At 66.5% G+C, this 20,262-nt stretch carries 19 protein-coding genes and 2 pseudogenes; 8 read left to right on the top strand and 13 right to left on the bottom strand.

Annotated elements, in window-relative coordinates:
- Window positions 1-169: 169 nt before the first annotated feature.
- The 7 genes from ACOJUI_RS17635 to ACOJUI_RS17605 form a co-directional block, all read right to left on the bottom strand.
- Window positions 170-1,270 carry a Gfo/Idh/MocA family protein gene (locus ACOJUI_RS17635; protein ID WP_422117887.1) on the bottom strand — a complete coding sequence of 367 codons (1,101 nt, stop codon included), beginning with the start codon at window positions 1,268-1,270 and terminating at the stop codon, window positions 170-172.
- Window positions 1,267-2,325, bottom strand: a complete 1,059-nt coding sequence (locus tag ACOJUI_RS17630) for a zinc-dependent alcohol dehydrogenase (protein ID WP_422117892.1) — start codon at window positions 2,323-2,325, stop codon at window positions 1,267-1,269. Before ACOJUI_RS17630 ends, ACOJUI_RS17635 begins: the two co-directional genes overlap by 4 nt.
- 77 nt (window positions 2,326-2,402) lie before the next feature.
- Window positions 2,403-3,575 carry an ROK family protein gene (locus ACOJUI_RS17625; RefSeq protein ID WP_422117886.1) on the bottom strand — a complete coding sequence of 391 codons (1,173 nt, stop codon included), beginning with the start codon at window positions 3,573-3,575 and terminating at the stop codon, window positions 2,403-2,405.
- Window positions 3,576-3,582: 7 nt separating this feature from the next.
- On the bottom strand, window positions 3,583-4,449 hold the full coding sequence (locus ACOJUI_RS17620; protein ID WP_422117885.1) for a carbohydrate ABC transporter permease: 867 nt from the start codon (window positions 4,447-4,449) through the stop codon (window positions 3,583-3,585).
- A complete protein-coding gene (locus ACOJUI_RS17615; protein ID WP_422117884.1) occupies window positions 4,446-5,390 on the bottom strand; it encodes a carbohydrate ABC transporter permease in 945 nt (314 codons plus the stop codon). Before ACOJUI_RS17615 ends, ACOJUI_RS17620 begins: the two co-directional genes overlap by 4 nt.
- Window positions 5,390-6,652: an ABC transporter substrate-binding protein gene (locus ACOJUI_RS17610; RefSeq protein WP_422117883.1), complete on the bottom strand. Its 1,263-nt coding sequence runs from the start codon at window positions 6,650-6,652 to the stop codon at window positions 5,390-5,392. The genes ACOJUI_RS17615 and ACOJUI_RS17610 overlap by 1 nt, the downstream gene beginning before the upstream one ends.
- Window positions 6,653-7,338: 686 nt before the next feature.
- On the bottom strand, window positions 7,339-7,575 hold the full coding sequence (locus tag ACOJUI_RS17605) for an SOS response-associated peptidase family protein (RefSeq protein ID WP_422117882.1): 237 nt from the start codon (window positions 7,573-7,575) through the stop codon (window positions 7,339-7,341).
- 179 nt (window positions 7,576-7,754) lie between these two features.
- Here ACOJUI_RS17605 and ACOJUI_RS17600 point away from each other — a divergent pair.
- The 5 genes and pseudogenes from ACOJUI_RS17600 to ACOJUI_RS17580 all read left to right on the top strand — a co-directional run.
- Window positions 7,755-9,520: pseudogene (locus ACOJUI_RS17600) on the top strand (DNA methyltransferase); the annotation flags it as partial.
- Window positions 9,521-9,661: 141 nt separating this feature from the next.
- Window positions 9,662-10,507 carry a type IIL restriction-modification enzyme MmeI gene (locus ACOJUI_RS17595; RefSeq protein ID WP_422117891.1) on the top strand — a complete coding sequence of 282 codons (846 nt, stop codon included), beginning with the start codon at window positions 9,662-9,664 and terminating at the stop codon, window positions 10,505-10,507.
- 84 nt (window positions 10,508-10,591) lie between these two features.
- A complete protein-coding gene (locus tag ACOJUI_RS17590) occupies window positions 10,592-11,527 on the top strand; it encodes a hypothetical protein (RefSeq protein ID WP_422117881.1) in 936 nt (311 codons plus the stop codon).
- Between the two features lie 121 nt (window positions 11,528-11,648).
- Window positions 11,649-12,065 (top strand): helix-turn-helix domain-containing protein, encoded by a 417-nt coding sequence (locus ACOJUI_RS17585; RefSeq protein ID WP_422117880.1) that lies wholly within the window; start codon window positions 11,649-11,651, stop codon window positions 12,063-12,065.
- Window positions 12,062-13,075 carry a PIN domain-containing protein gene (locus ACOJUI_RS17580; RefSeq protein WP_422117879.1) on the top strand — a complete coding sequence of 338 codons (1,014 nt, stop codon included), beginning with the start codon at window positions 12,062-12,064 and terminating at the stop codon, window positions 13,073-13,075. The genes ACOJUI_RS17585 and ACOJUI_RS17580 overlap by 4 nt, the downstream gene beginning before the upstream one ends.
- A 61-nt stretch (window positions 13,076-13,136) precedes the next feature.
- Here ACOJUI_RS17580 and ACOJUI_RS17575 read toward each other — a convergent pair whose 3' ends face one another.
- From ACOJUI_RS17575 to ACOJUI_RS17565, 3 genes and pseudogenes are all read right to left on the bottom strand, one after another.
- Window positions 13,137-13,442 (bottom strand): helix-turn-helix domain-containing protein, encoded by a 306-nt coding sequence (locus ACOJUI_RS17575; protein WP_422117890.1) that lies wholly within the window; start codon window positions 13,440-13,442, stop codon window positions 13,137-13,139.
- Entirely contained in the window at window positions 13,439-13,567 is a 129-nt protein-coding gene (locus ACOJUI_RS17570) for a hypothetical protein (protein WP_422117894.1), read from the bottom strand. Before ACOJUI_RS17570 ends, ACOJUI_RS17575 begins: the two co-directional genes overlap by 4 nt.
- A gap of 3 nt (window positions 13,568-13,570) precedes the next feature.
- Window positions 13,571-13,687: pseudogene (locus tag ACOJUI_RS17565) on the bottom strand (recombinase family protein); the annotation flags it as partial.
- Between the two features lie 92 nt (window positions 13,688-13,779).
- On the opposite strand from ACOJUI_RS17565, the gene ACOJUI_RS17560 reads away from it, so the two are divergent.
- On the top strand, window positions 13,780-14,085 hold the full coding sequence (locus tag ACOJUI_RS17560; protein ID WP_422117878.1) for a hypothetical protein: 306 nt from the start codon (window positions 13,780-13,782) through the stop codon (window positions 14,083-14,085).
- Between the two features lie 217 nt (window positions 14,086-14,302).
- On the opposite strand, the gene ACOJUI_RS17555 is transcribed toward ACOJUI_RS17560, so the two are convergent.
- Window positions 14,303-15,346 carry a zeta toxin family protein gene (locus ACOJUI_RS17555; protein ID WP_422117877.1) on the bottom strand — a complete coding sequence of 348 codons (1,044 nt, stop codon included), beginning with the start codon at window positions 15,344-15,346 and terminating at the stop codon, window positions 14,303-14,305.
- Complete coding sequence (locus tag ACOJUI_RS17550; RefSeq protein WP_422117876.1) at window positions 15,336-15,785, bottom strand: hypothetical protein; 450 nt, start codon at window positions 15,783-15,785, stop codon at window positions 15,336-15,338. The genes ACOJUI_RS17555 and ACOJUI_RS17550 overlap by 11 nt, the downstream gene beginning before the upstream one ends.
- A 430-nt stretch (window positions 15,786-16,215) precedes the next feature.
- Between ACOJUI_RS17550 and ACOJUI_RS17545 the strand changes: the two genes are divergently transcribed.
- Both ACOJUI_RS17545 and ACOJUI_RS17540 read left to right on the top strand, forming a co-directional pair.
- On the top strand, window positions 16,216-16,581 hold the full coding sequence (locus ACOJUI_RS17545) for an ATP-binding protein (RefSeq protein WP_422117875.1): 366 nt from the start codon (window positions 16,216-16,218) through the stop codon (window positions 16,579-16,581).
- Window positions 16,582-16,747: 166 nt separating this feature from the next.
- Window positions 16,748-17,962, top strand: coding sequence for a hypothetical protein (locus ACOJUI_RS17540; protein ID WP_422117874.1), 1,215 nt, complete (start codon window positions 16,748-16,750; stop codon window positions 17,960-17,962).
- 670 nt (window positions 17,963-18,632) lie between these two features.
- On the opposite strand, the gene ACOJUI_RS17535 is transcribed toward ACOJUI_RS17540, so the two are convergent.
- Window positions 18,633-19,883 (bottom strand): hypothetical protein, encoded by a 1,251-nt coding sequence (locus ACOJUI_RS17535; RefSeq protein ID WP_422117873.1) that lies wholly within the window; start codon window positions 19,881-19,883, stop codon window positions 18,633-18,635.
- Window positions 19,884-20,262: the final 379 nt, after the last annotated feature.

Here is a 20,262-nt window from a genome sequence, read left to right as displayed (position 1 = left end):
TCGGCGAGGTCCGTCCCGGGGCGGAACCGCATGGCGTGCTGCCAGTCGTGCTCGGGGCGGTGCTGGGGCTCGCCGGGCCGGTACCAGGTGGTCGCGCTCCAGCTCTGCCAGCCCTCGGTGTAGATCCGGGCGTCCGGTCCGAGGGGGATCTCGGTGATCTCGTGGAAGGTCATGGGGTGGTGCTCCTGGTGGACGGGGTGAGGGCGATGTCGAGCCGGCGGGGCATGCCGCCGTGGCGCGCCGAGTCGCGGGCGGCGTCGGTCAGCTCGACGGTGGGCAGGACGTGGACGGCGGAGTTCTCGGGTTCGCGGTCCTCTCGGATGGCGTTCATCAGTTCGGCCATCGTGCCGGCGAAGCCGTCGACGAACCATTCGCCGTGCAGCGGCAGGGGGTGGATCTCGCCGTCGCGGTCGAGTTCGAGGCGGTCGGTGCCGCCGAGGATGCTGCCGCGCAGGGTGCCGCGGGTGCCGTGGATCCAGAAGGGGCAGCCGGGGTTCGTCGCCTGCACGTCGCCGACGACCCGCAGGGCAGCACTGGCGCCGTTGTCGCAGCCGATCCGGACGTCGGCGTGCCACGGGTTGCGGGCGGTCTCCGGTTGTCCCGGTACGCGCGAGTCCCGGGCGCTGAGGTGGGTCACCCGGGTCCCTTCGAGCCAGCAGCGGGTGATGTCGGTCCAGTGGACCATGTAGTCGGCGATCAGCATGTGGTCGATGTCGTCGAAGGGCGTGCCGGCGATGGGCGGCAGGGGCTTGTCGTGGAGGTGGGTCACGCCCACCACGTCGCCGATCTCCCCCTGGCGGAGGAGGAGGGTCGCCAGTCGCCACACGGGTGCCCAGCGCGCGTTCTGGTTCACGGCGATGCGCAGGCCGCGCTCGGCGGCCTCGTCGAGCACCGGTCTCAGCGCGGCCACGTCGGAGGCGCCGGCCAGCAGGGGCTTCTGGGCGAGGACGTGCTTGCCGTGCTGCACGGCGCGGGCGATGAGGTCGACCCGGTCCTCGGGGCCGGTGGCGAGGTCGACGATCTCCACGGCCGGGTCCTCGAGCAGCTCCTGCGTCGAGCGGTAGATGCGGCGGACGCTGGGGAAGAGCTGCGGCAGGTCCTCGGTGCGGGCGCGGTTGCGGCTGTACACGCCGGTCACCGGGACGCCGTACTTCTCGTAGGCCGGGATATGCGCGGTGCGGGCGATCGATCCCGCCCCGAGGATCGCCACGGCGAGGGGCGCCGACGGAAACTGCGGGCCGTGGTCGGGGAGGTCCGGGGCGCGGCTCATCGCGCGTCCTCGGGAGCGTCGTCGAAGCGGAGGACGGATTGGAGGGTCTGCCCGTCGCCGCGGTCGAGCCGGGCGAAGATCTCGGCGACGTCCGCCGCGTCGACGACGTCCGTGACCAGGGAGCGGGTGCCGACGGCGCCGGCGGCGGCCTGTGCCATGAAGACCTCGACGAGTCGGCGCTGGTCCCATCGGCGCCCGAGTTCGACCGGCACGCCGGAGATCTGGCTGGCGACGATGCGCACCCGGTTGTGGTGGAACTCGTGGCCGAGGCGCAGGTTCGGCGCCCCGCCCTGGTAGAAGCCGGAGGCGACGACCGTGCCCTCGACCCGCACCGAGCGGATGGCCTCGTGCAGGGCGGCGTCGTTCCCGCTCAGCTCGATGGCCGCATCGGCGCCGGCGCCGGTGAGCTCGCGGATCTCGGCCCCGGCGCCGCCGGGCGCCCTCGGGTCCACGACGGCGTGGGCTCCCAGGCTCTTCGCGACGGCGAGTCGTCCGGGCTGGGCGTCGACCGCGATGACCTGCGCTCCAGAGAGCACGGCCAGCCGGGTGGCGAGCAGGCCGATCACTCCCTGCCCGAAGACGGCCACCTGCTCCCCGAGCCGCGCGTCCGCAGCCAGCACGGCGTTCAGGCCGATGGAGCCGACGCGGGCGAAGATCCCGGACATCGGATCCGCCGTCGCGGGCAGGACCCGCCAGGCTAGCGACTCGGCCGGCAGCACGGCCTCGCTGCGGTGTCCCCAGATGCCGTGGACGACGTCGCCGACTGCCGGGGCGGTGACGCCCTCGGCGACCTCCACCACCCGGCCGACCTCGGAGTACCCCCATCCGGCGACCGGATAGGAGTGCTCCGGTGCCCCCTCGTGGAAGAGCCGGCGCTCGGGGTCCCAGGTCGCGGACATGTACGGATTGGTCCCGCGGAAGGCGGTGAGCTCGGTGCCGGCGGAGATGCCGGACCACCAGGTCCTCACGCGGACGGTGCCGGGCAGCAGGGGCTGCGGCGGGCTCTCCACCAGCTCGACAAGTCCGGGCTCAGTGAATTGGACGACGTGCGGCACGTGCTCCTCCATCTGTCGTTCGTGCGGCGTGTGCAGACTGCTCGGCAGCGCTGTCGGATCCGGTGGGCGGCCGATGGTCAGGACTGCAGGGCGGCGTCGACGACGGCCGGGGCGAAGGCCTTGTCCACCAGGGCCGCGGCGAGTCCTCGGCCCGCGCTCCCGGGCCGTCCCAGGACGATCTCCATGCGGCGCGTCGCGCGCGGGAGCGTGAGGCGGTACAGGGAGGCGCGCACGCCTCCCAGCAGTGCGGTGCTCGCGAGGTCGCCGGCGAGCACCAGGACGGTCGGATTCAGCATCGAGACCATTCCGGCCAAGACCACGCCGATGGACTCCCCGGCCTCGGCGACGGCTCCCACGGCCTGGGGGTCCCCGGCGTCGAGCAGGTCGCGGACCTCGTGGCCGGTCTCGAGCACGTGCTCGGTGGTGCTCAGCCGGCGGGCGACCGCGGCCCCGCTCGCATAGGCCGCGAGGCATCCGCGGTTCCCGCAGCGGCAGAGTTCGCCGTCGCTGCCGCCGACCCGGGTGTGCCCGATGTCCCCGGCGCCGCCGTCGACGCCGCGGTGCAGGCTGCCGTCGATGACGATGCCGGCCCCGATGCCCGTGGACACCTTGACCAGGACGAGGGACTGCACGGCGGCATAGCGTTCCCGCTGCTCGCCGAGCGCCATGACGTTCGCGTCGTTGTCGACGACGACGGGGACGCCGAAGCGGTCTTGGAGCCGGTCGGCGACCGGGTACGCGTCCCATCCGGGCATGATCGGCGGCTCGCTGGGGCGCTGCGTCCCCGGGTCGACGGGCCCGGGCAGGCTGATCCCGACGCCGCGCAGCGGTGCGCTCGAAGGAGCGCGGACACTGAGCAGCTCGTCGATCCTCTCCTCCGCGGCCCGGAGGCAGTGCTCGGGCCCGGCACCGACCCGGAGGTCGACGTCGGCCTCGGCGAGGATCCTGCCGCCAAGGTCGGTCAGCGCGATGCGGGTGCGGGTCGTCTCGAGCGCGGCGACGGCGAAGACGCCGTGGTCGGTGTTGAAGCGCAGGGCCGTCGCGGGACGACCGCCGCTGCTGGCCCGCTCCTCGCCCTCGCTGAGCAGTCCGTGCTCCAGCAGCGCCGCGACGCGGTGGCCGACGGTCACCCGGGAGAAGCCGCTCCGGTCCTGGATCTCCGTCCGGGTCAGCGGTCCCTGCTGCCGGAGCAGCTGGAGCACGTCGCCGGCTCCGGTGACGGTGGGCCGGCCCTTCTGGGTGCGCGCCACGTCCGCATCACCCCTTGTCCGCGCCGGCGGTCAGGCCTTCGGTCAGACCGCGCTCGGCCACGGCGTAGATGATGATGATCGGGAGGGTCAGGAGGACCGAGCCGGCCATGAGGACGGTCTTGGAGATCTCGATGCCGTCGGCGAGCTGCGAGAGTCCCAGGGACACGGTCCACAGATCGCGGTCCGCCACCAGGAACAGCAGGGCGAAGAGGAACTCATTCCAGGCGATCATGAAGATGAACAGCCCGGTGGAGATGACCGTGGGGCGGGCGAGCGGCACGGTGATCCGGGTCATGATCTGCAGCCGGGTCGCGCCGTCCATGATCGCGGCCTCGTCGATCGAAGGCGGGATGGTGTCGAAGTACTGGCGCAGCATGTAGATCGACACCGGGATCGTCAGCGCGATGTAGACGATGACCAGGCCCAACAGGCTCTCGCGGATGCCCAGCGCGCTGAAGGCGACGAACAGCGGGATCGCCAGGATGATCGCGGGGAACATGTAGATCAGGAGGAACAGCCCGCCGAGCTGTCGGCGGCCGGGGAAGCGCAGCCGGGAGACCGCGTAGGCCGCGGGGATCACCAGGAGGAGGGTCAGGACCGTCGCGGCGGTCGCCGCTATCAGCGAGTTCAGCATCAGTCGGGCGAAGCCCTGCCCGCCGGCGTCCCGTGGGCGCAGTACGTCGACGTAGGTCGAGATGGTGATCGAGTCGAGTGCGGGCACCAGTCGGCCCGGGTGCAGCTGGAGGTCCTGGATGGAGGTGAAGCTCAGCATGAGCATGTACCAGAACGGGAACAGCGTGATCAGGACGAGGAAGGCGATGACCACCCAGCGCAGGATGGCGAACAGCCGAGTCTCGAAGGCGTAGCGGTTCATGCGTCGTCCCTCCTGCTGGTGAGCGCGAAGTATCCGGTCAGGAACAGTGCCAGGACGATCGCGAGAACGACCGCCGTCGCCGCAGCGCCGGGGATGTCGAAGCTGCCCATCAGCTGGTTGTAGACGCGCACCGCCGCGACCTCCGTGCCGGCGGCGCCGCCGGTGAGGAGGTAGACGTCGTCGAACTTGTTGAAGGTCATGATCAGTCGCAGCACGGACAGCAGTGCGATCGTGTTCATGAGCTGCGGGAGCACCACGTGCCGGAAGTTCTGTGAGGGCGTCGCGCCGTCGATCAGCGCGGCTTCCTCCACGTCGCGGGGAAGGGCGACGACTCGGGCGGAGAGAAAGAGGAAGGCGAAGGGGAAGTACCGCCAGATCTCGAAGGCGATCACGGTGATCAGCGCCCAGGGCGCGAGGCCCAGGAAGTCGATCGGCTCGCCGACGCCGGGCAGCTTCACCAGGTAGTGGTTGACCACCCCGTACTGCGGGTTGAGCATGACTTGCCAGACGAAGGCTACGGCGACCACCGGGGCCACGTAGGGCAGGAGCATCAGGGCGCGCAGGGGGCCGCGGCCGCGGAAGGCGCCGCGGAAGACGAGCGCCGCGACCAGGCCGACGATGATGCTCCCGGCGGTGGAGGCGACCGAGTACACGATGGTGACGCCGAGGGAGCGCCAGAACCCGGTGCCGGTGACGGTGTCGACGAAGGCGTCCAGGCTGAAGCTGCCGGCGAAGATGCCTTCGCGGGCGATCTCGAGGAAGGAGACGTCACGGGTGGCCAGGACGATGTTCCACAGGATCGGCACCACGATGATCGCGAGGGTGATGATCACGGTGGGGGCGGTGAACAGCCAGCCGGTGCGTGCTTCACCGCCGGCGCGGGTGGCTTCCCTGCGCCGGGCGGGGCGGGTGGTGCCGGGGGGTGCGGTCGTGGTGCTCATCAGTCCACCATTCCTTTGGCGGCGGTGGCGACCTGCTCCGCGGCCTGTTCGGGTGTGATGCTGCCGGTTGTGAGTTCGGCGAGGTTGGCGGCCAGGGGGAGCTCGGCCTGGAACGCCCCGATCAGCGGACCCTGCCCCTGGGGGATCGCCCAGCGGTCGATGGTCTCGCCGACGGAGGTGAGGATCTCGAGGGTCTGCTCGTCGAAGAAGTCGGAGAGCGGGGCCTTGCGGTCCACGCCCATCTCGAGCTGGGCCCAGGCGTCGGCGAACTCCGTCGGGTTCTCCCGGGTGCCGCTGCGCATCGGGCTCTTGCCTTCGGGGGCCATCGCGAGCCAGTCGACGTAGCCGGTGCTCATCATGTACTCAATGAGCTGCTGGGAGGACTCGGGGTTGCCGGCGTCGACCGGCACGAAGGAGGCGATCTCGCCGAAGCTGTTCCTCCCGTCGCCGTGCGGTCCGGTCACGGCTGCGACGACTCCGGAGTTGTGGACGAGGAACTGCGGGTCCTCGCCGCACTCCTCGCAGTTCGGGAGGGCGTCGTCGCGCAGGCCGGCGAGTTCGTCGAGGATGTAGGTGGACCACATCACCATGGCGGCCTGCCCGTTGAAGTAGGAGGCGCGCGTCGAGTCGACGGTCTGTGTGCCGGCGGGAGAGACCTCCCCGCCCAGATCGCGGTAGAGCTCGAAGGTGGTCAGGCACTGCGGGGAGTCGATGAGGATCTCGCCGGCGTCATCCACCAGTTCGCACCCGTTGCCCAGGGCGAGGAACTCGAAGGTCTGCTGGGTGAAGACGTCGGAGGCGTCGGTGGCCAGGGCGATGCCGAAGCGGCCGTCGCCGGTGAGCTGCTGCGCGGCGGTCATCAGCGACTCGTAGGTGGTGGGCGGTTCGAGTCCCGCCTCCTCGAAGAGGTCGGTGCGGTAGACCAGCACCTGGCTCCAGCCGTCGGAGGGCACGGCGAGGCGGGTCCCGTCGGCGGAGACGAGCTCGAGGGCCTTCGGGGCGAAGGTGTCCTCGCCCAGGCTCTCCAGGACGCGAGCGGTGGTCCCGGTGTCGAGCATCTCGAGGGCGTTCATCTGCTGCACGAGGCCCAGCGGGAAGGACATCATCACGTCCGGCAGGTCGTCGGAGAGCGCAGCGGACATCAGCAGTTGAGGGGCCTGTGCCTCCTCGATCCCGACGAGCTCCACCTCGATCCCGGTCTGCTCCGTGAACCCATCCAGGATCGCTTCGGTCGCGGCCATCCGGTCGGGCAGGGACTCCATCGACCACACAGTCAGCCTGTGGGGGTCGCTCTGCTGAGCCCTGCTCCCGCATCCCGCGAGTGCCATGGATGCCACAGCGGCCGTGGCGAGCACTGCGCGTCGTCGAATCACCTGAACTCCTCCCTGAGTTCGATCGCCTCGTTGCCGAGGCGCGGGGGTCCCCGCTTCTGCATACCTTACATAGACTTATGCTAAGCGACAACGCCTAAGTTGCGACTGGCCCTGCACCGGGTCGCCGGCCTCTTGGGACGAGCTTCGGATCGTCGGCGCGACTCCGGGAGGGCATACTCGAGGCTCCTGGAGAGGGTTTAACACTGGGCCAGAAGTTGGAAGCGGCCGGCCCGGATCGTAGCTCGCGCCGTCACAGGGGCCGTGGTCGGGAACAAGAGCCGCGCCCTCGCTTGGACGGTCAATCAGGTCACCGGACTGGGTAGATGACGCCGGAGAGCCTGTTCGTCCATCGGTAGTGCTCGATAGACGTTTCCGTCTTCTGATTCCCGCCATACCGAACGTGCGTGACCTAAGCAGCCATCGTGTGCTCCTTTGCGCTTGGCCGGGAAAGCAGATCTCTCCCGCGACGATCACTCTGCTTGAGGGAGCCGACACGTGAAGTGGCTCGGGTCCTTATAGTCGAGAGTGCATAAGTTATGGGCTTGCCTTCCACCACACGGTCGCCAGCTCTGCGGTCAGCGCAGTGGAGACCTCGCCGAGCTGCTCTGGCTTCGGATCCTTCTGCTCGGCCTCGAAGGGCCCCTGGACCAGTCATTCCGCCCCATCGTGAGGCACACGGGCATCCTGTCGTGGACCTTGCCGCCGGCGTCGCGCGCCTCGCGCGCCTCGCGCGTGACGATGGTGAAGGTGACATCCCGGCTCTCGCCGTCCTCAGCTTTGCGGGCAGCGGTGAGACCCGCCGCGTGGAGCATCTCGCTATCAGGGCGATGGCGTAAATGAGCTTCCCACTCCCCCGCTCGGTCCTGGCTCGTTGCCGCCGTGAACGCAAAGCACTCACGGCGCCGTGGTGCCGCTCCGCTATGCCCCATGGCTCGCGCGGGCACCCGCCAGCTGTCGCCTCCCACCCAGCGGGAACTGGGAAGATGTGGTCATGAGTCAGAAGCCTCTCGTGCTGCCCGACATCCGCTCGCGAGCGGGGGCGTTCGTCGCGCAGTGGCGCGACGCGGAGGGGTACGAGCGCGGCGAGGCTCAGTCCTTCGTCCGGGACCTGCTACGGGTCTTCGGCATCACCCGCTCGGGCGCGGCGCTGTATGAGAAGCGCGCCCAGCGCGCCTCCACCGGCGGTCAGGGCTACATCGACGCGCTGATCTCTGGCACTGCCCTGATCGAGATGAAGTCCACGGGCGCCGACCTCGCCAAGGCTGAAGCGCAGGCACTGGACTACATGGAGTCCCTGACCGAGCACGAGCGGCCCGACTTCGTGATCACCAGCGACTTCAAGCGCTTCCGGCTGCTCGATCTCGCCGCGGACTCCCCCGAGACCGAGCTGCTGGAGTTCCCGCTCGAGGAGCTTCCCGCGCACGTCGAGGATCTGATGTTCCTCGCCGGCTACCGGCGCGCGAAGTTCGGCTCCCTCGAGCAGGAGACTGCCTCGATCAAGGCCGCGCAGCTGATGGCCAAGCTGTACGAGCACCTCGAGGCCACCGGGTACGACGAGCACCAGGCCTCGATCTTCCTGATCCGCACCCTGTTCTGCCTGTACGCCGACGACTCCGGCCTCTGGGAGCGCGACCTGTTCTCCCGGTACATCGAAGAGCGCACCAGCGAAGACGGCTCCGACCTCGGCGCCCAGCTCACCACGCTCTATCAGGCCCTGAACAAGCCCGAGGACAAGCGGTACGGACGCGACGACGACCTGATCCAGGCATTCCCCTACGTCAACGGCTCCGTGTTCGGCGAGGCAGTCGAGATCCCCTACTTCGACCGCGCCTCCCGCGAGCTACTGCTGCAGGCCGCGTACTTCAACTGGTCCAGCATCTCCCCCGCGATCTTCGGCTCCATGTTCCAGGCGGTGAAGTCGAAGAAGGCCCGGCGCGAGCTCGGCGAGCACTACACGACCGAGACCAACATCCTCAAGGTCATCCGCCCCCTGTTCCTCGACGAGCTCGAGGACCAGTTCACCAAGGCGCACGCCAAGAAGCGCGAGCTGGAGAAGCTGCTCGAACATCTGGGGTCGCTATCGTTCCTGGACCCGGCCTGCGGGTGCGGGAACTTCCTGATCATCGCCTACCGGGAGCTGCGCGCCCTCGAGCTGCGCATCCACGAGCGCCTCCAGCAGCTCGATCCCACACGGGCGCAGCTGTCGTTGGACGCTGGCGATCGCGTGCACGTGAAGCTGTCGCAGTTCCACGGGATTGAGCTCGAGGAGTGGCCGGCCACCATCGCCCGCACCGCGATGTTCCTCGTCGAGCACCAGGCCAACCAGGCTGTGAACCTCACCCTCGGCTACTCGGTGCCGATGCTCCCCCCTCAGGACTCCGCACGCATCACCGTCGGCAATGCCCTGCAGACCGACTGGCGCGATGTAGTCCCAGCCACCTCGTCGCTGTATGTGATGGGCAACCCCCCTTCCTTGGCGACAACACCCGCGGAGCCGACCAGCTCGCCGACCTCCGCAACGCCTGGGGCGGAGACCGCATCCTCTCCCGCATGGACTATGTGACCGGCTGGCACGCCAAGGCCCTGCATCTCTTCACCGATTACCGCTACCGAGGTGAGTGGGCATTCGTCACCACGAACTCCGTCACGCAGGGAGACCAGGTCCCCCGCCTCTATGGCTGGATCTTTGAGGGCGGCTGGCGCATCAAGTTCGCCCACCAGACCTTCGCCTGGTCCAGCGAGGCCCCCGGCGCGGCAGCCGTGCACTGCGTCATCGTCGGCCACACCCAGAACGCCAAAGTCACTCCTCGACTGTTCGAGTACGACCGCCCCAAGGCCGCACCCCGCGAGGTCCCCGTCAAGATCGGCATCAACGCCTACCTCCAAGACGCGAAGAACATGCTGGTCGAGAAGCGTTCTCGCCCGCTGAGCCCGTCACTCGGAATCGTGGAGTACGGGTCAAAGCCAACCGATGCTGGGAACCTCATCGTGGAGCCTGAGCAGTACGACGAGGTCATGGCCGACCCTGTCGCGGCGAAGTATGTCCACAAATACGTCGGGGCACGAGAACTCCTCCACGATGAGGACCGCTGGTGCCTCTGGCTCGAGGGTGTAGACCCTTCAGACCTGACGCGCTCCCGCATCCTCCGCGAACGCGTCGAAGCAGTCCGCACGTTCCGGGCTGCATCGAAAGCAGCCTCCACCCGGGAGTACCCCCACCATCATCTGTTTCGACAGCTCGCCAAGCAGGACGCCTCGTTCGTGTGCATCCCGATCCACATCAGCGAGGCGAGGCGGTACTTCCCGGTTGCATCTTTTGATGCTGACGTCGTAGCGAGCAATGCGAACTTCATCATGAAGGATCCCGACGGGTTCCAGTTTGCTGTCATGTCCTCGAGCATGTTCATCACCTGGCAGCGGGCGATTGGGGGAACGCTCGAGTCGCGACTCCGCTTCGCATCGACCCTGACCTGGTACACCATCCCGCTCCCCGAGGTCGCGGAGCCCGACCGGGCAGCGATCGCCGCTGCGGGCCAGGCGATTCTCGAAGCTCGCGCCCTTCACCCGGAGCGCTCCCTAGCCCAGCACTACAGCCCGCTCGCGATGGACCCGGCCCTGGTTGCGGCGCACGACAAGCTCGACCGTCTCGTCGACCGAGCCTTTGGTGCCAAGAAGCGAGTGACGACGAACGAGGAGCGGGCGCGGATCCTCTTCGAGAGGTACGCCGCCATGACAGCCTCGTGAGTGCCCACGGGCTTCTCGGCCGCATCGGCTGTCAGGCCCGACCTTGAGTATGGGTGGACGCCGTTGCCGCACATAGGGGGAAACATGAACGACAGTCATATCCATGCCCAGCTCCATCAGTCGGGCAGGGGCGCACTGCTACTCAAACTGGTCGAGCTGACTGCCGAAAGTCCTCACCACTACGCAGCGAGCCGAGAACTGGAAGACGCCTCGAACATGACGGAGCAAAACGTGCGGTATCAGCTCGTCAAGCTTCGCGAATCTGACTTGGTCGTTGCAGACGAGAGCATGGCGGGTGGATGGCGACCAACTCCCGAAGGGTCGCGCATCGCAGCGGGACTGCAGTCCTCCCTCGAGGAAGGGCAGCTCTGGCTCGAGCACACCATGCGCACTCTGCTCGGGAACCTCAAGGCCGCCGGCGGCGAAGCAACTCGCGACGACTGGATGAGCTGGGATCTCCACGAGGACGGACGCACACCCGTCGCACTCGATGAGCGAGAGCAGGCATTCGACCTCCTCGAAGAATCGAAGTACACCAAGTCCCTCAACGCGTGGCAGGCTTCCCACGTGCGGGTAGAGATCACCTCTCGTGGCAGGACCGCCCTCATGCGCCCGGACGTCCTGCTTACAAGCGGACTGTTCGGCCACGGGCACTCGACCAACGTCGATCAGCGCATCGGCATCCAGGCCCAGACCTTCCGCAATGACGGCGGCGCCGTTCAGACCGGCGACCACACCGTCCAGAACATCACGATTACCAACGCGCAGGTGGAACGCATTAACGAGGGCATCGCAGCCACCCGTGAAGTGCTCGCCCGAGAGGACCTCGACGAGCGCGTGCGCACCGAGGTCTCGGTAGCGGTCGATGAGCTCGAAGCTGCAGCTCACCAGCAGGCCGAGACGGGAGTTCTGCACGCGCTCATCACGAAGGCGACGATGGCCGCTGCCAGTTCGGCGGGTAGCGCAGCCGGAGGAGCACTGATCCAGACCTTGGCCACCATCGGCGCAACACTGATCTGAGCGAGACTTTTGTCTGCTCGAGGTGGCGGTACAGCGTGGATGGCCATCCCCCGGCGTGTTCGATGCTGCCGGCGCCACCAGGCATGCTTGCGCGTTTTGAGCGTTTCCCTACACTGGGGGCATGACCGGAAGCCTCAAGCACAGGCAAGCTGACGACCTGCGCTTCGCGCTGCTCAGAGATGGGCTGATTGCAGCCGACGGCTCCCCCGTGGAGTTGCCGGAGACGTTCCGCAAGGCGCTTTCTCAGCTCCTTGATGTTCTCGAGAAGAGCCCTGACGCGGTCGTCCTCCCTGCCGATGACACTCTCACCACCGGCCAGGTCGCCGACATGCTCGGCGTCAGTCGCTCGACCGTCACCCGTCTGGTCGACAAGGGTGAACTGGAAGCCAGTGGCTCTACTGTGCATCGGCGGATCACAGCAGCAGAGGTCCAGCGCTACCAGCAACACCGGCAGCGGGTTCGTCGACAGGCCGTTCGCGAGCTTGCCCAGGACATTGGGCCGGAAACACCTCCGGACCGGGCAGTCCGCACCCGATGACTCGCCGTCCCGCGGTTGTGTTGGACGCCTGTGTCCTCATTCCACTCCGGCTGGCTACGACGCTCCTCTGGCTCGCCGAAGCTGATCTCTTCACCCCACTGTGGTCCGAGGAAATCCTCGACGAGGTCGAGAAGAACCTCCCCGATGTCGCCAGCATCACTGCTGCTCAGGCCGCCAGACGCGTTTCGCAGATGCGTGAGGGGTTCGGAGCCGAAGCGATGGTGGAAGGCTACGAACATCTAGTCAGCACGATGACGAACCATCCCAAGGATCGCCACGTGCTCGCCGCCGCTGTCGAAGCCGAAGCGGACATCATCGTCACCGACAACATTCGAGACTTCCCCGAGCAAGCCGTAGCACCGCACGGCATCACGGTCCTGCGATCAGAAGACTTCCTCCTGATGCTGCTCGATGAGTCACCGCAACAAGTCGTTGACACTCTTGAGCGCGAGGTGGCCGCATTCCGTAAGCCTGTCACCTCGTTGCCCGCGTTCCTCGGGCAACTGACCTACGCGGCTCCCACCTTCGCGAACCTCGCCGCAGACATCGCCACGGAGCCGGACCCGGCATTCCGCAGCCCGGTCCCAGCGCTCACGGAGGCGAGCATGAATGAAGCCCGGAAGCACTACGGGCCCGAGAACGACCCCACGCACCCCGCACAGATCGCCATGACGTTCATGGACCTCCTCGCCGGCGGCGAACTCAAGAAAGCGCGAACCCTCACCTTTGATCCGGGTGCCTTCGGTGACTGCCGCTGGGCCCAAGACCTACTGGCCGGCCGCGGCCTCGCAAACAAAGTTCTGTACGCGGTGGACGCCCCGGAAGACCTCGCCTTCATGCGCTTCGTGCCGGCTGTGGCCACAAACACCGGCGCCGCGCAAGCATTCGCCACCTTCCTGACCTCGATGATCTACATGACGCTCGTGCGCCTGACTGATGGCACGTGGCGCGTCTGGGGACTCGGCGGCGCGATGGTCTCAGCCGCCCAGGCCTTGGAGCGCAAACGCTGAGCACGCAAGGACCAGTGCCCGGCAGAATTAGACGACGCTGACACTCATCGCCGCGGGAACGTCACTGCCCGCTCGGAAGCGGCAGCTCGGGCTGCTCAAGATAGCGGTACAGCGTTGATCGGCTGATGCCATGCTCACGGGCGATTTGAGCTTTGGGCGTGCCGGCGAGGGCGGCGTTGCGGACGGAGCGGATCTGGTCGCTCTCGAGGCTGCGGGGCCGGCCCTTGTAGACGCCGCGCTTCTTCGCGGCGGCGATGCCCTCGGCCTGACGCTGGCGGATGAGCTCGCGCTCGAACTGCGCGAAGGCGCCCATCATGTTCAGCTGGAACGCAGCCATCGCATCCGCATGCCCGGGCTCGAATGTCAGCCGCTCCTTGAGGAACTCGACGCTCGCACCCTTCCGGGGCGCTGCTCGGTGTGCTCGGCCGGGTTCCCGGTGATCTGCTGGACGATGTCGTTGAGGTCGATGACCGAGCGGGCCAGGCGGTCCATCGACGCTACGACAACGTGGTCGCCGCGGCGGACGTGCCGGATAAGCGCCTGCAGCTGCGGACGGTCAGTCGCGCTCTTGCCGGACTGCCTCTCGGTGAAGGTCTGGTCGCACTCCCCCACCGCCTCGAGCTGCCATGGCTACTTCACCCACGCCGGAAGAGGCGGTCGAGCGCGCGAGGCGTGCATAGGAGCAGCGAATCGAGACCGTGCGAGTGCTGGCACAGACTCGGCAAGACTTCATCGATGAGCGTGCGGCTGCGGACCGTGAGCGTGCCGAGTTGGAGGCGCGACTCAAGGAGCGGATGCGCGAGTACGAAGCGGCGGACGTGAAGGCGTTCAGCGCGGCGACGGCTGCCGGTTGGACGCCTGAGGAGCTGCGCAAGATCGGGTTCGCTGAGCCTGAGAAGAAGCGGCGTGTGCGGAGTCGCTCGACGGCACGGTCCAGGCAGCAGAAGACGCGGCCGGATCCGACGGAGGATAGTGCATCGGAGAGCGCCGAGCCGGTGCCGGATGAGTAGGCGAACGGTTCGGGCCTGAACGTCTGATCGGGCTGGTTCTTCCCCACTCCCCGATGCCCGATGATCTCCCTCCGCCTGCACGCGTCAAGGGATCGGGAAAGCACGCCTGCGGCGCTCTCCGGGAGTTGCTACGCAACTTCCTTCCCCTCAACCCTTGACCCGCTCCGGCTCCGGGAGGGGCGGCATATATCGGGGAATGGGGGAAAGTACGGGAGGGCTACTTGTCGCGTTGCGTGGGTGAGTCGCGGCGAACCTCGCGACTCACGCGGGGAGGCTTCGGCGCCGGCCGTCCATGTGTGCCGGTCTCGCGAGGAGGAGAACTCGTGAAGCTCGCACGATGGGGCGCTGGAACGCTGCGGAGTTCAGCACCGGGCGTTGCGCGCTTGAGGTCGACGTCAACTGTGGGAGTCGCCCGCTCGAGATGGGCTTGATCCATGCCGGTCCGGAACACCCGAAAGCGGGTGACGGCGGGGCAAGACTCTGCGAGGCGTCGGGCGTTTGCTTCGGGGTGGGAGCGCCCGTCGGGACCATCGAAGACGCCGCGCGCGTACTCGCTGGGGACCCAGCGTCCTCCGAGCCCCGCGCCGTTCTCAAGTGCTCTGCTGTAGGACTTCTCCCACCGCTCCCGGATGCGGGCTTCTGAGAGGGCGAACGGGACCTCGACGTCCGCAATCTGCACGCGGTAGCCCGCCTCACTGAGCTGCTTTCCAAGTGCCAGGGCGGCTGCCTCACTACCCAGCACGGTGTCAACGATGAGGTTGTCTCCGGCGGCGATTGCATCGCTGCGAAGTGCTGTGGCGAGGTAGGAACTTTCCTCGTGCACAAGGGACGCAAGCTCGAGCGGGAAGAAGGGCTCTCCCGCGTCACGAAGCTCGCGAACGACATTGGGCACGATCCAGGACTCGTAGGTCCCATCGAGGTCGGCTTCCCGGAGCAGCAGCTCCTTGAACACATCCGCGTCGACGTTGAGAAAGGTGTCGATCTGGTCCCCCAGGACGTCCTTCTTCACCGCGCCCTTGCCGGCGCCGGGCGGGCCGGCGAGGACGAGCGCACGGCCCTGAGAAGCGACCCCGGGGAACGAGGCACGGACTTCTTCGAGCAGCCGTTGATGGAGGCGGTCTCGGGCAGGCGTCGGGGTGCCGTCACGCCACCACGCGGGATTCGCCATCGTGGCTGTTGGTGCGTCGACGCCGAGCGCCTGCCCAGGTTTCGAGAGTCGTCGGACCGTCTCGATATGTTGAGCGATCGCCTCAGAGTCCATGCCGACGATTGAACACGACCTCGTAGATGTCGTCGTCAATGAGCCCTCGACGGACAGCCGCCGAGACCTCGGCCCATGTGCCCGGCGGGTCCACGACCAGCCCGTCGTAGCCGTCGCTCGCCCCCCGCTCCGCATAGGGGAAGCGCGCTAGTTCATCCTCGAGCTGGCGGCGGTCGATGACGCCCGCCGCGAACCGCTCGCAGATCTCCATCGGCGTCGCTCCGGAGAAGCCCGCCACGGGCATAGCCACCTGCTCTGCGGCTTTCAACGCTGCCGACACGGACGGCTGCGCGATCCCCAGCCACGTCGCGATCTGCCGCTGCGTGTACCGCCCGCTCAGCTGTCGCAGCTGACGGCGGTAATCCAGATCGTCAATCTCGCGGCGGTGGCGCAGCCGTACAGCCGCGCGGGCCGCCGCCGGAACCTGAGTCGTAGTCATCTCGACCACCTCCTATAGGCAATCCTATCAAGACGTGATAGGCGCGTCTATCACCCGGCGCTCCGCCCGCCACACAGGGTCACGCGCCTGCTGTGCAAAACGTTGATTATGCGCACTAGCGATGCGCCCCCGGTCTCGCCGTAGTCGCCGCTGCATGACTCGGTCTCGTCCCGCTCGTGCGTCATGGCCGACCGGCGCCGGAGTGAGGCGGCGCATGATAGACGCACACGCACCATGACGCTTGGCCGCCGTTCAGATCGGGACCAGTGCCAGGCGCGGGGACCGACCGAGGATCCCGCGGTCCACACCTCGAGGTGTCCTGAGCGGCAACCAGGGCCTTTTGATCCGCCCGGATGCCTGACCGTCCCTTTATACTTTTTGCATGTCGCGCAAACTATTCAAGCCGTCGTTCGGGACCTACCCACTACTCATGATTGGCCGTGACCAGCTGCGCGACGAGTTCGAGGAAGCTTTTGACGGGATCCCGGATTCTACCGGCCTGACGATCCTCCCGTCTGGGCAGCGCGGGACGGGAAAGACGGTCCTGCTCGAGTCCTACCGGCGAGTTGCTGAGGACTCCGGCAGGCTGATTATCACCGAGAGTTCGAGCGGCGGACTCCTGGAGGGCCTTACCCGGGACCATCTCCCCCGACTGCGCCAAGCGCACTCCGACCAGCCGCCGATACAGCTGCAGTCCGCGAGTGGCGCCGTCGGCACCGAGGGAGGCGGTGCGTCCTGCAAAGAGCGCTACCCCGCCGAATCTACCCTCCGCTTCCAGATCACCGAGCACTACTAAGATGCGGTGGTGGCGTAGGCGCGTCCCCCGGGAAGACCCGTCAGAGACCCCCGAAACACTCGGTGCGGCCTTGAGGCTTAGTCAGGAATGGCAGCGACGTAAGGTCGAGAGCCTGCGACTGCTCGGTGGTTCGCATGGACGTCGAAAAGTATCATTGGACGTCGTCGTGCCAGCCCACAAGGCATTACGCTACGACCCGGCCACTATGACGCCCGGCAGGGGTAACTACATCCTTGTGCCGCTCACATTCCAGCAGAAGGGCGTAGTGCGACAGTTTGACATGCACGGACCGGACGGCACCTCGGTGCCCGTGCTTGGACGAAAGGAAGACCTGCGGCTGGTCAAGGACATGCTGATGCACGGGCTGCGTAGCGCCCTTCGAGCAGACATCCCGGAACAACAGCTGTTGGACACCCTCGCAAGCATCATCGACGACGATGCTGACGTCGCGGGCCCGTTAGCGGAAAACCTTGCTCGGCGCGGCAAGATCGCAGACACACAAGTCCTGGAAATCGCGCTGCTCGACGATTGGATAGAGCATCTTCTGCTCGATGTGCTGCCGTACCGCTACCTCATGATCGCACTGCTGCCGGAAACGTTTGCTGGCCAGCGCGTGGTTTTGAAGTACGCGCTCGGGTGGAGCCTCCAAACGGGGGAGTTTAGTTTCGGACGGCGCGCCGCCGCATCGTTCGGCTACGGTGAGATCCAGGCAAACATCGAACTTAGTCATCCTGCGGGGGCTGCGTCGCACCACCTCGAGGTCGTCTTCCCTGACGGCTTGGAGGCTGGAAGACTGGACATGCCCGTCGCCCCGGGAAGCGACAACTCTCCGAGACGAAACTCGTCCGACTCTGGCTCCCTCGGCACACTGCACGGTGCACATCGGTACCCGCAGTGGGCAGACCAGATGGAAGCGACAATCACGTTCGGGCCATCTCGCGGACTTCGATCCCTCACGCTCCTCGTACTTACGGTGACCGCGGCGATTCTAGTTCTCGGTCGTTGGCTTCCGGGTGCTCAGCAGGCGCTACTGGACGCTGGAGACGGCGCTGCTGCCCTCTTGTTGGCAGTGCCGGCGTTGGTAGCCACGCTACTGGTCAAGCCCGGTGAGAACGTCGTGGTGAAACAGGCATCGTCACCCTTGCGCTTCGTAGTAATCATGTGTGCGCTGGTGCTCCTGGCCTGCGCCGGCAGCCTCGTTGGCTCGCTTAGCGAGCCCTATCGCCTGTGGCTCTGGGCCGTCAGCGCGTGTCTCACCACTGCGCTCGGTTTGGCGCTAGCATGGGGCATCTTCCGCAGCTCGCGACGTAGGACTGTCGGTGGGCCGGTGCACACTTACCTTGATGACGACGAACCGGAAGGGGCCAGCCGTGGCGCGTAGTCGAAATCGGAAAGTGACCAGGTCAGCCAAGACGGGGCGCATCGCCTTCACGATTCCGTCGACGGAGTACGGGGCGCGTACGGGTCGCCGGACAGTTGCCCCCAAGAGCGGGAAGTTCAGCCAAGGCACTATGAGTGCCCAGACACTGCTCACCGGTCGGACGTACCCGCCGCCGCGAGACGCGCGTTAGATCAAACCGCGGCTAGCTGACGCGCTAAGCCCGGGCAAATCCCGCCGTGAGACAATCCATGTCGGCGCGGCCACATAGCAACGTCTTGCACTCGTGCCGCCTGGCCTGGATGGCCGAACCCGCAGCGCGCATAACTTCTTTTATGCGCACTAGATTCCTGGTGTCACCGACGGTTACGGGCCCTCCCCGGAGGTAGGTTAGACCTCCGATTTTGGTGTGCAGAGGTCCGGTGTGGTCACGATGGCGACCTGGGCGGAAGATCTGTGTCTATCGGGACGTCAGTGGGGACGACCAGTGCCACGGCGAGCCCCCAAGGGGCCATGCCCGCAGCCGATCACTGTGACGGCCCGGAGGTGCCGATGTCGCACAGGTCGTAATCGCGAGGGGCGTCGTGGACAGTCTCGGTTGCTGGCCGGCGGATGCAGCGTGGGGCCCGTGCGAACACCTACAGACTGTGGGGCTGCTGACGGCGAGCATCTGCTACGAGCCCGTTCGTCTGCGCCGCTCGGCTTGCTCGAGTTCGGTCTCGAACCAGCGGCTCATGTAGACCAGGACGCTCGAGGCCATCATCAGTGCGATCGTCGCGTTTCGCTTGCTGTATTGATAGGGATGGACGCGGTGCAGAGTGGCGTGGCGGTTGAGGGGCCGGGGGATCTCGCTGGGTGGGTCGGTCGTCCTGAACTGCTTAAACAGGGGGCGGACAGGGGCGAGGGCGAGGACTCCTCGGTAGCCCAGCACGTCTTGCAGAGCTTCGCGAGCGGCTTCCTCGTGTCCGTCTTTCATGCGGTTTTTCTCCTCAAGAATGAGGCCGCGGACGTCACTCGATCGGACCCGCACCTGGAACATCAGTGAGTCGAGGATTGTCATGGCAAGAGCCTGGGCCGCCGCAGGATGGGTGAGAACGAGTTCGGAGGCCTCTCGCACCCGGTCTGCCTCGTAGAGGTAGTCCCTGCTGCTGACGAGCTCGAGGGCGTCCAGACAGTCGTCGATGATCGCCGGAATCTCGTCCCCGATGACCTTCCGTCGCTGTTGGATGGTGGTAGCGGTGATGAGACGACGGGCGATGCGCGCACGGGGAACCCAGTACAGGGGGATGCCGTCGTGGAGGGTCTGGGCGATGTCGTCTAAGTCGTCGACGGTCACGCCGAGTTCGCCGAGGTTGTCGGGAATAACCCGCTGCTCAAGGGCCTTGCGCAGCTGCTCGGCGAAGTTCGGGTAGGTGAAGTTAGTAAGGAAATTAGGGATGATCTGATCGATAGTCGGCGCCCAGGACCGCTGGATCTCCTCGAGGGTTCGCCCGAGGTTACTCACCATCGGCCCGGTATAGCTATCGATAACTGACGACCAGGCATTCATCGACGATACAAGGCTTGCGAAGCCGGGATAATCTTGCCAGGGCGAGAGGATGGGGCTGCGAGCGAGGATGTCAGATAGCGCATTGGCGGCCAATAAATTTGGACGGACAATTTCTGTCAAGCGATCCCATCGATCGATGACCGGGAACCGGTGACGGAAGTCGGTGCCGGCGAGGAGACGTTGAAGCTTCTCACCCCGCCCCTCAGCGTCGCCCTGGTCGGCGGCAGTCTCGTCCGCGCCAGCTCCATCCCCATTCCGTTCCTCATCCCCGCCCGGACTAAACGAATTATCAACAGAGCCCTGGGGGGCACTCTGGTTGTCATCCTCGGAGAAGTCACCTGAGAACTGGTGGTCCAAATTGTCGGTGTCATCCACTGAATCAGGAGAGTTGCTACTGTTAGTTATTTCGTGTCCATCAGTTCTCATAACTGTTCACTCCTTGCCGAGGATGCCATTCTCCATAGGTCCTCCTAGAATTTTATCGCCACCGAAGGGCAACCCGGCACATTGCTCGGGAACCTGGGAGGCAGATGGGATTGTTCGAGGCGGGTCCTCTCGGCATTTCCGAAGGTCCACACGGGCGGCAGTAGACCTGTTCTACACCCTCTATTGCGATGAGCGCCATTGATCAGTGGCCCAACGTATGCCGATCATCGGGCCTCGACCCGCGTGCCGGGGTCCATTGGTCACGGCAGTAGTAGCTGGCCAGTTGGATGTGGCGTCGAGTGCCAGTGTGCCGGGGATTCCGTCGAGC

The sequence above is a fragment of the Brachybacterium sp. UNK5269 genome (assembly GCF_049266655.1).
Lineage (GTDB): Bacteria > Actinomycetota > Actinomycetes > Actinomycetales > Dermabacteraceae > Brachybacterium.
Note: the sequence above shows the minus strand (reverse complement) of the source record. Positions and strands in the feature narration are given on the sequence as shown.

What these genes read in the sequence shown, in the direction of transcription:
- ACOJUI_RS17635 (WP_422117887.1), bottom strand. Translation starts at nt 1,270, where the DNA reads ATGAGCCGCGCCCCGGACCTCCCCGACCACGGCCCGCAGTTTCCGTCG.
- ACOJUI_RS17580 (WP_422117879.1), top strand. Translation starts at nt 12,062, where the DNA reads ATGACTCGCCGTCCCGCGGTTGTGTTGGACGCCTGTGTCCTCATTCCA.
- ACOJUI_RS17615 (WP_422117884.1), bottom strand. Translation starts at nt 5,390, where the DNA reads ATGAGCACCACGACCGCACCCCCCGGCACCACCCGCCCCGCCCGGCGC.
- ACOJUI_RS17570 (WP_422117894.1), bottom strand. Translation starts at nt 13,567, where the DNA reads ATGGACCGCCTGGCCCGCTCGGTCATCGACCTCAACGACATCGTCCAG.
- ACOJUI_RS17590 (WP_422117881.1), top strand. Translation starts at nt 10,592, where the DNA reads ATGAACGACAGTCATATCCATGCCCAGCTCCATCAGTCGGGCAGGGGC.
- ACOJUI_RS17610 (WP_422117883.1), bottom strand. Translation starts at nt 6,652, where the DNA reads ATGGAGTCCCTGCCCGACCGGATGGCCGCGACCGAAGCGATCCTGGAT.
- ACOJUI_RS17585 (WP_422117880.1), top strand. Translation starts at nt 11,649, where the DNA reads ATGACCGGAAGCCTCAAGCACAGGCAAGCTGACGACCTGCGCTTCGCG.
- ACOJUI_RS17550 (WP_422117876.1), bottom strand. Translation starts at nt 15,785, where the DNA reads ATGACTACGACTCAGGTTCCGGCGGCGGCCCGCGCGGCTGTACGGCTG.
- ACOJUI_RS17620 (WP_422117885.1), bottom strand. Translation starts at nt 4,449, where the DNA reads ATGAACCGCTACGCCTTCGAGACTCGGCTGTTCGCCATCCTGCGCTGG.
- ACOJUI_RS17545 (WP_422117875.1), top strand. Translation starts at nt 16,216, where the DNA reads ATGATTGGCCGTGACCAGCTGCGCGACGAGTTCGAGGAAGCTTTTGAC.
- ACOJUI_RS17605 (WP_422117882.1), bottom strand. Translation starts at nt 7,575, where the DNA reads ATGCTCCACGCGGCGGGTCTCACCGCTGCCCGCAAAGCTGAGGACGGC.
- ACOJUI_RS17555 (WP_422117877.1), bottom strand. Translation starts at nt 15,346, where the DNA reads ATGGACTCTGAGGCGATCGCTCAACATATCGAGACGGTCCGACGACTC.
- ACOJUI_RS17595 (WP_422117891.1), top strand. Translation starts at nt 9,662, where the DNA reads ATGCTGGTCGAGAAGCGTTCTCGCCCGCTGAGCCCGTCACTCGGAATC.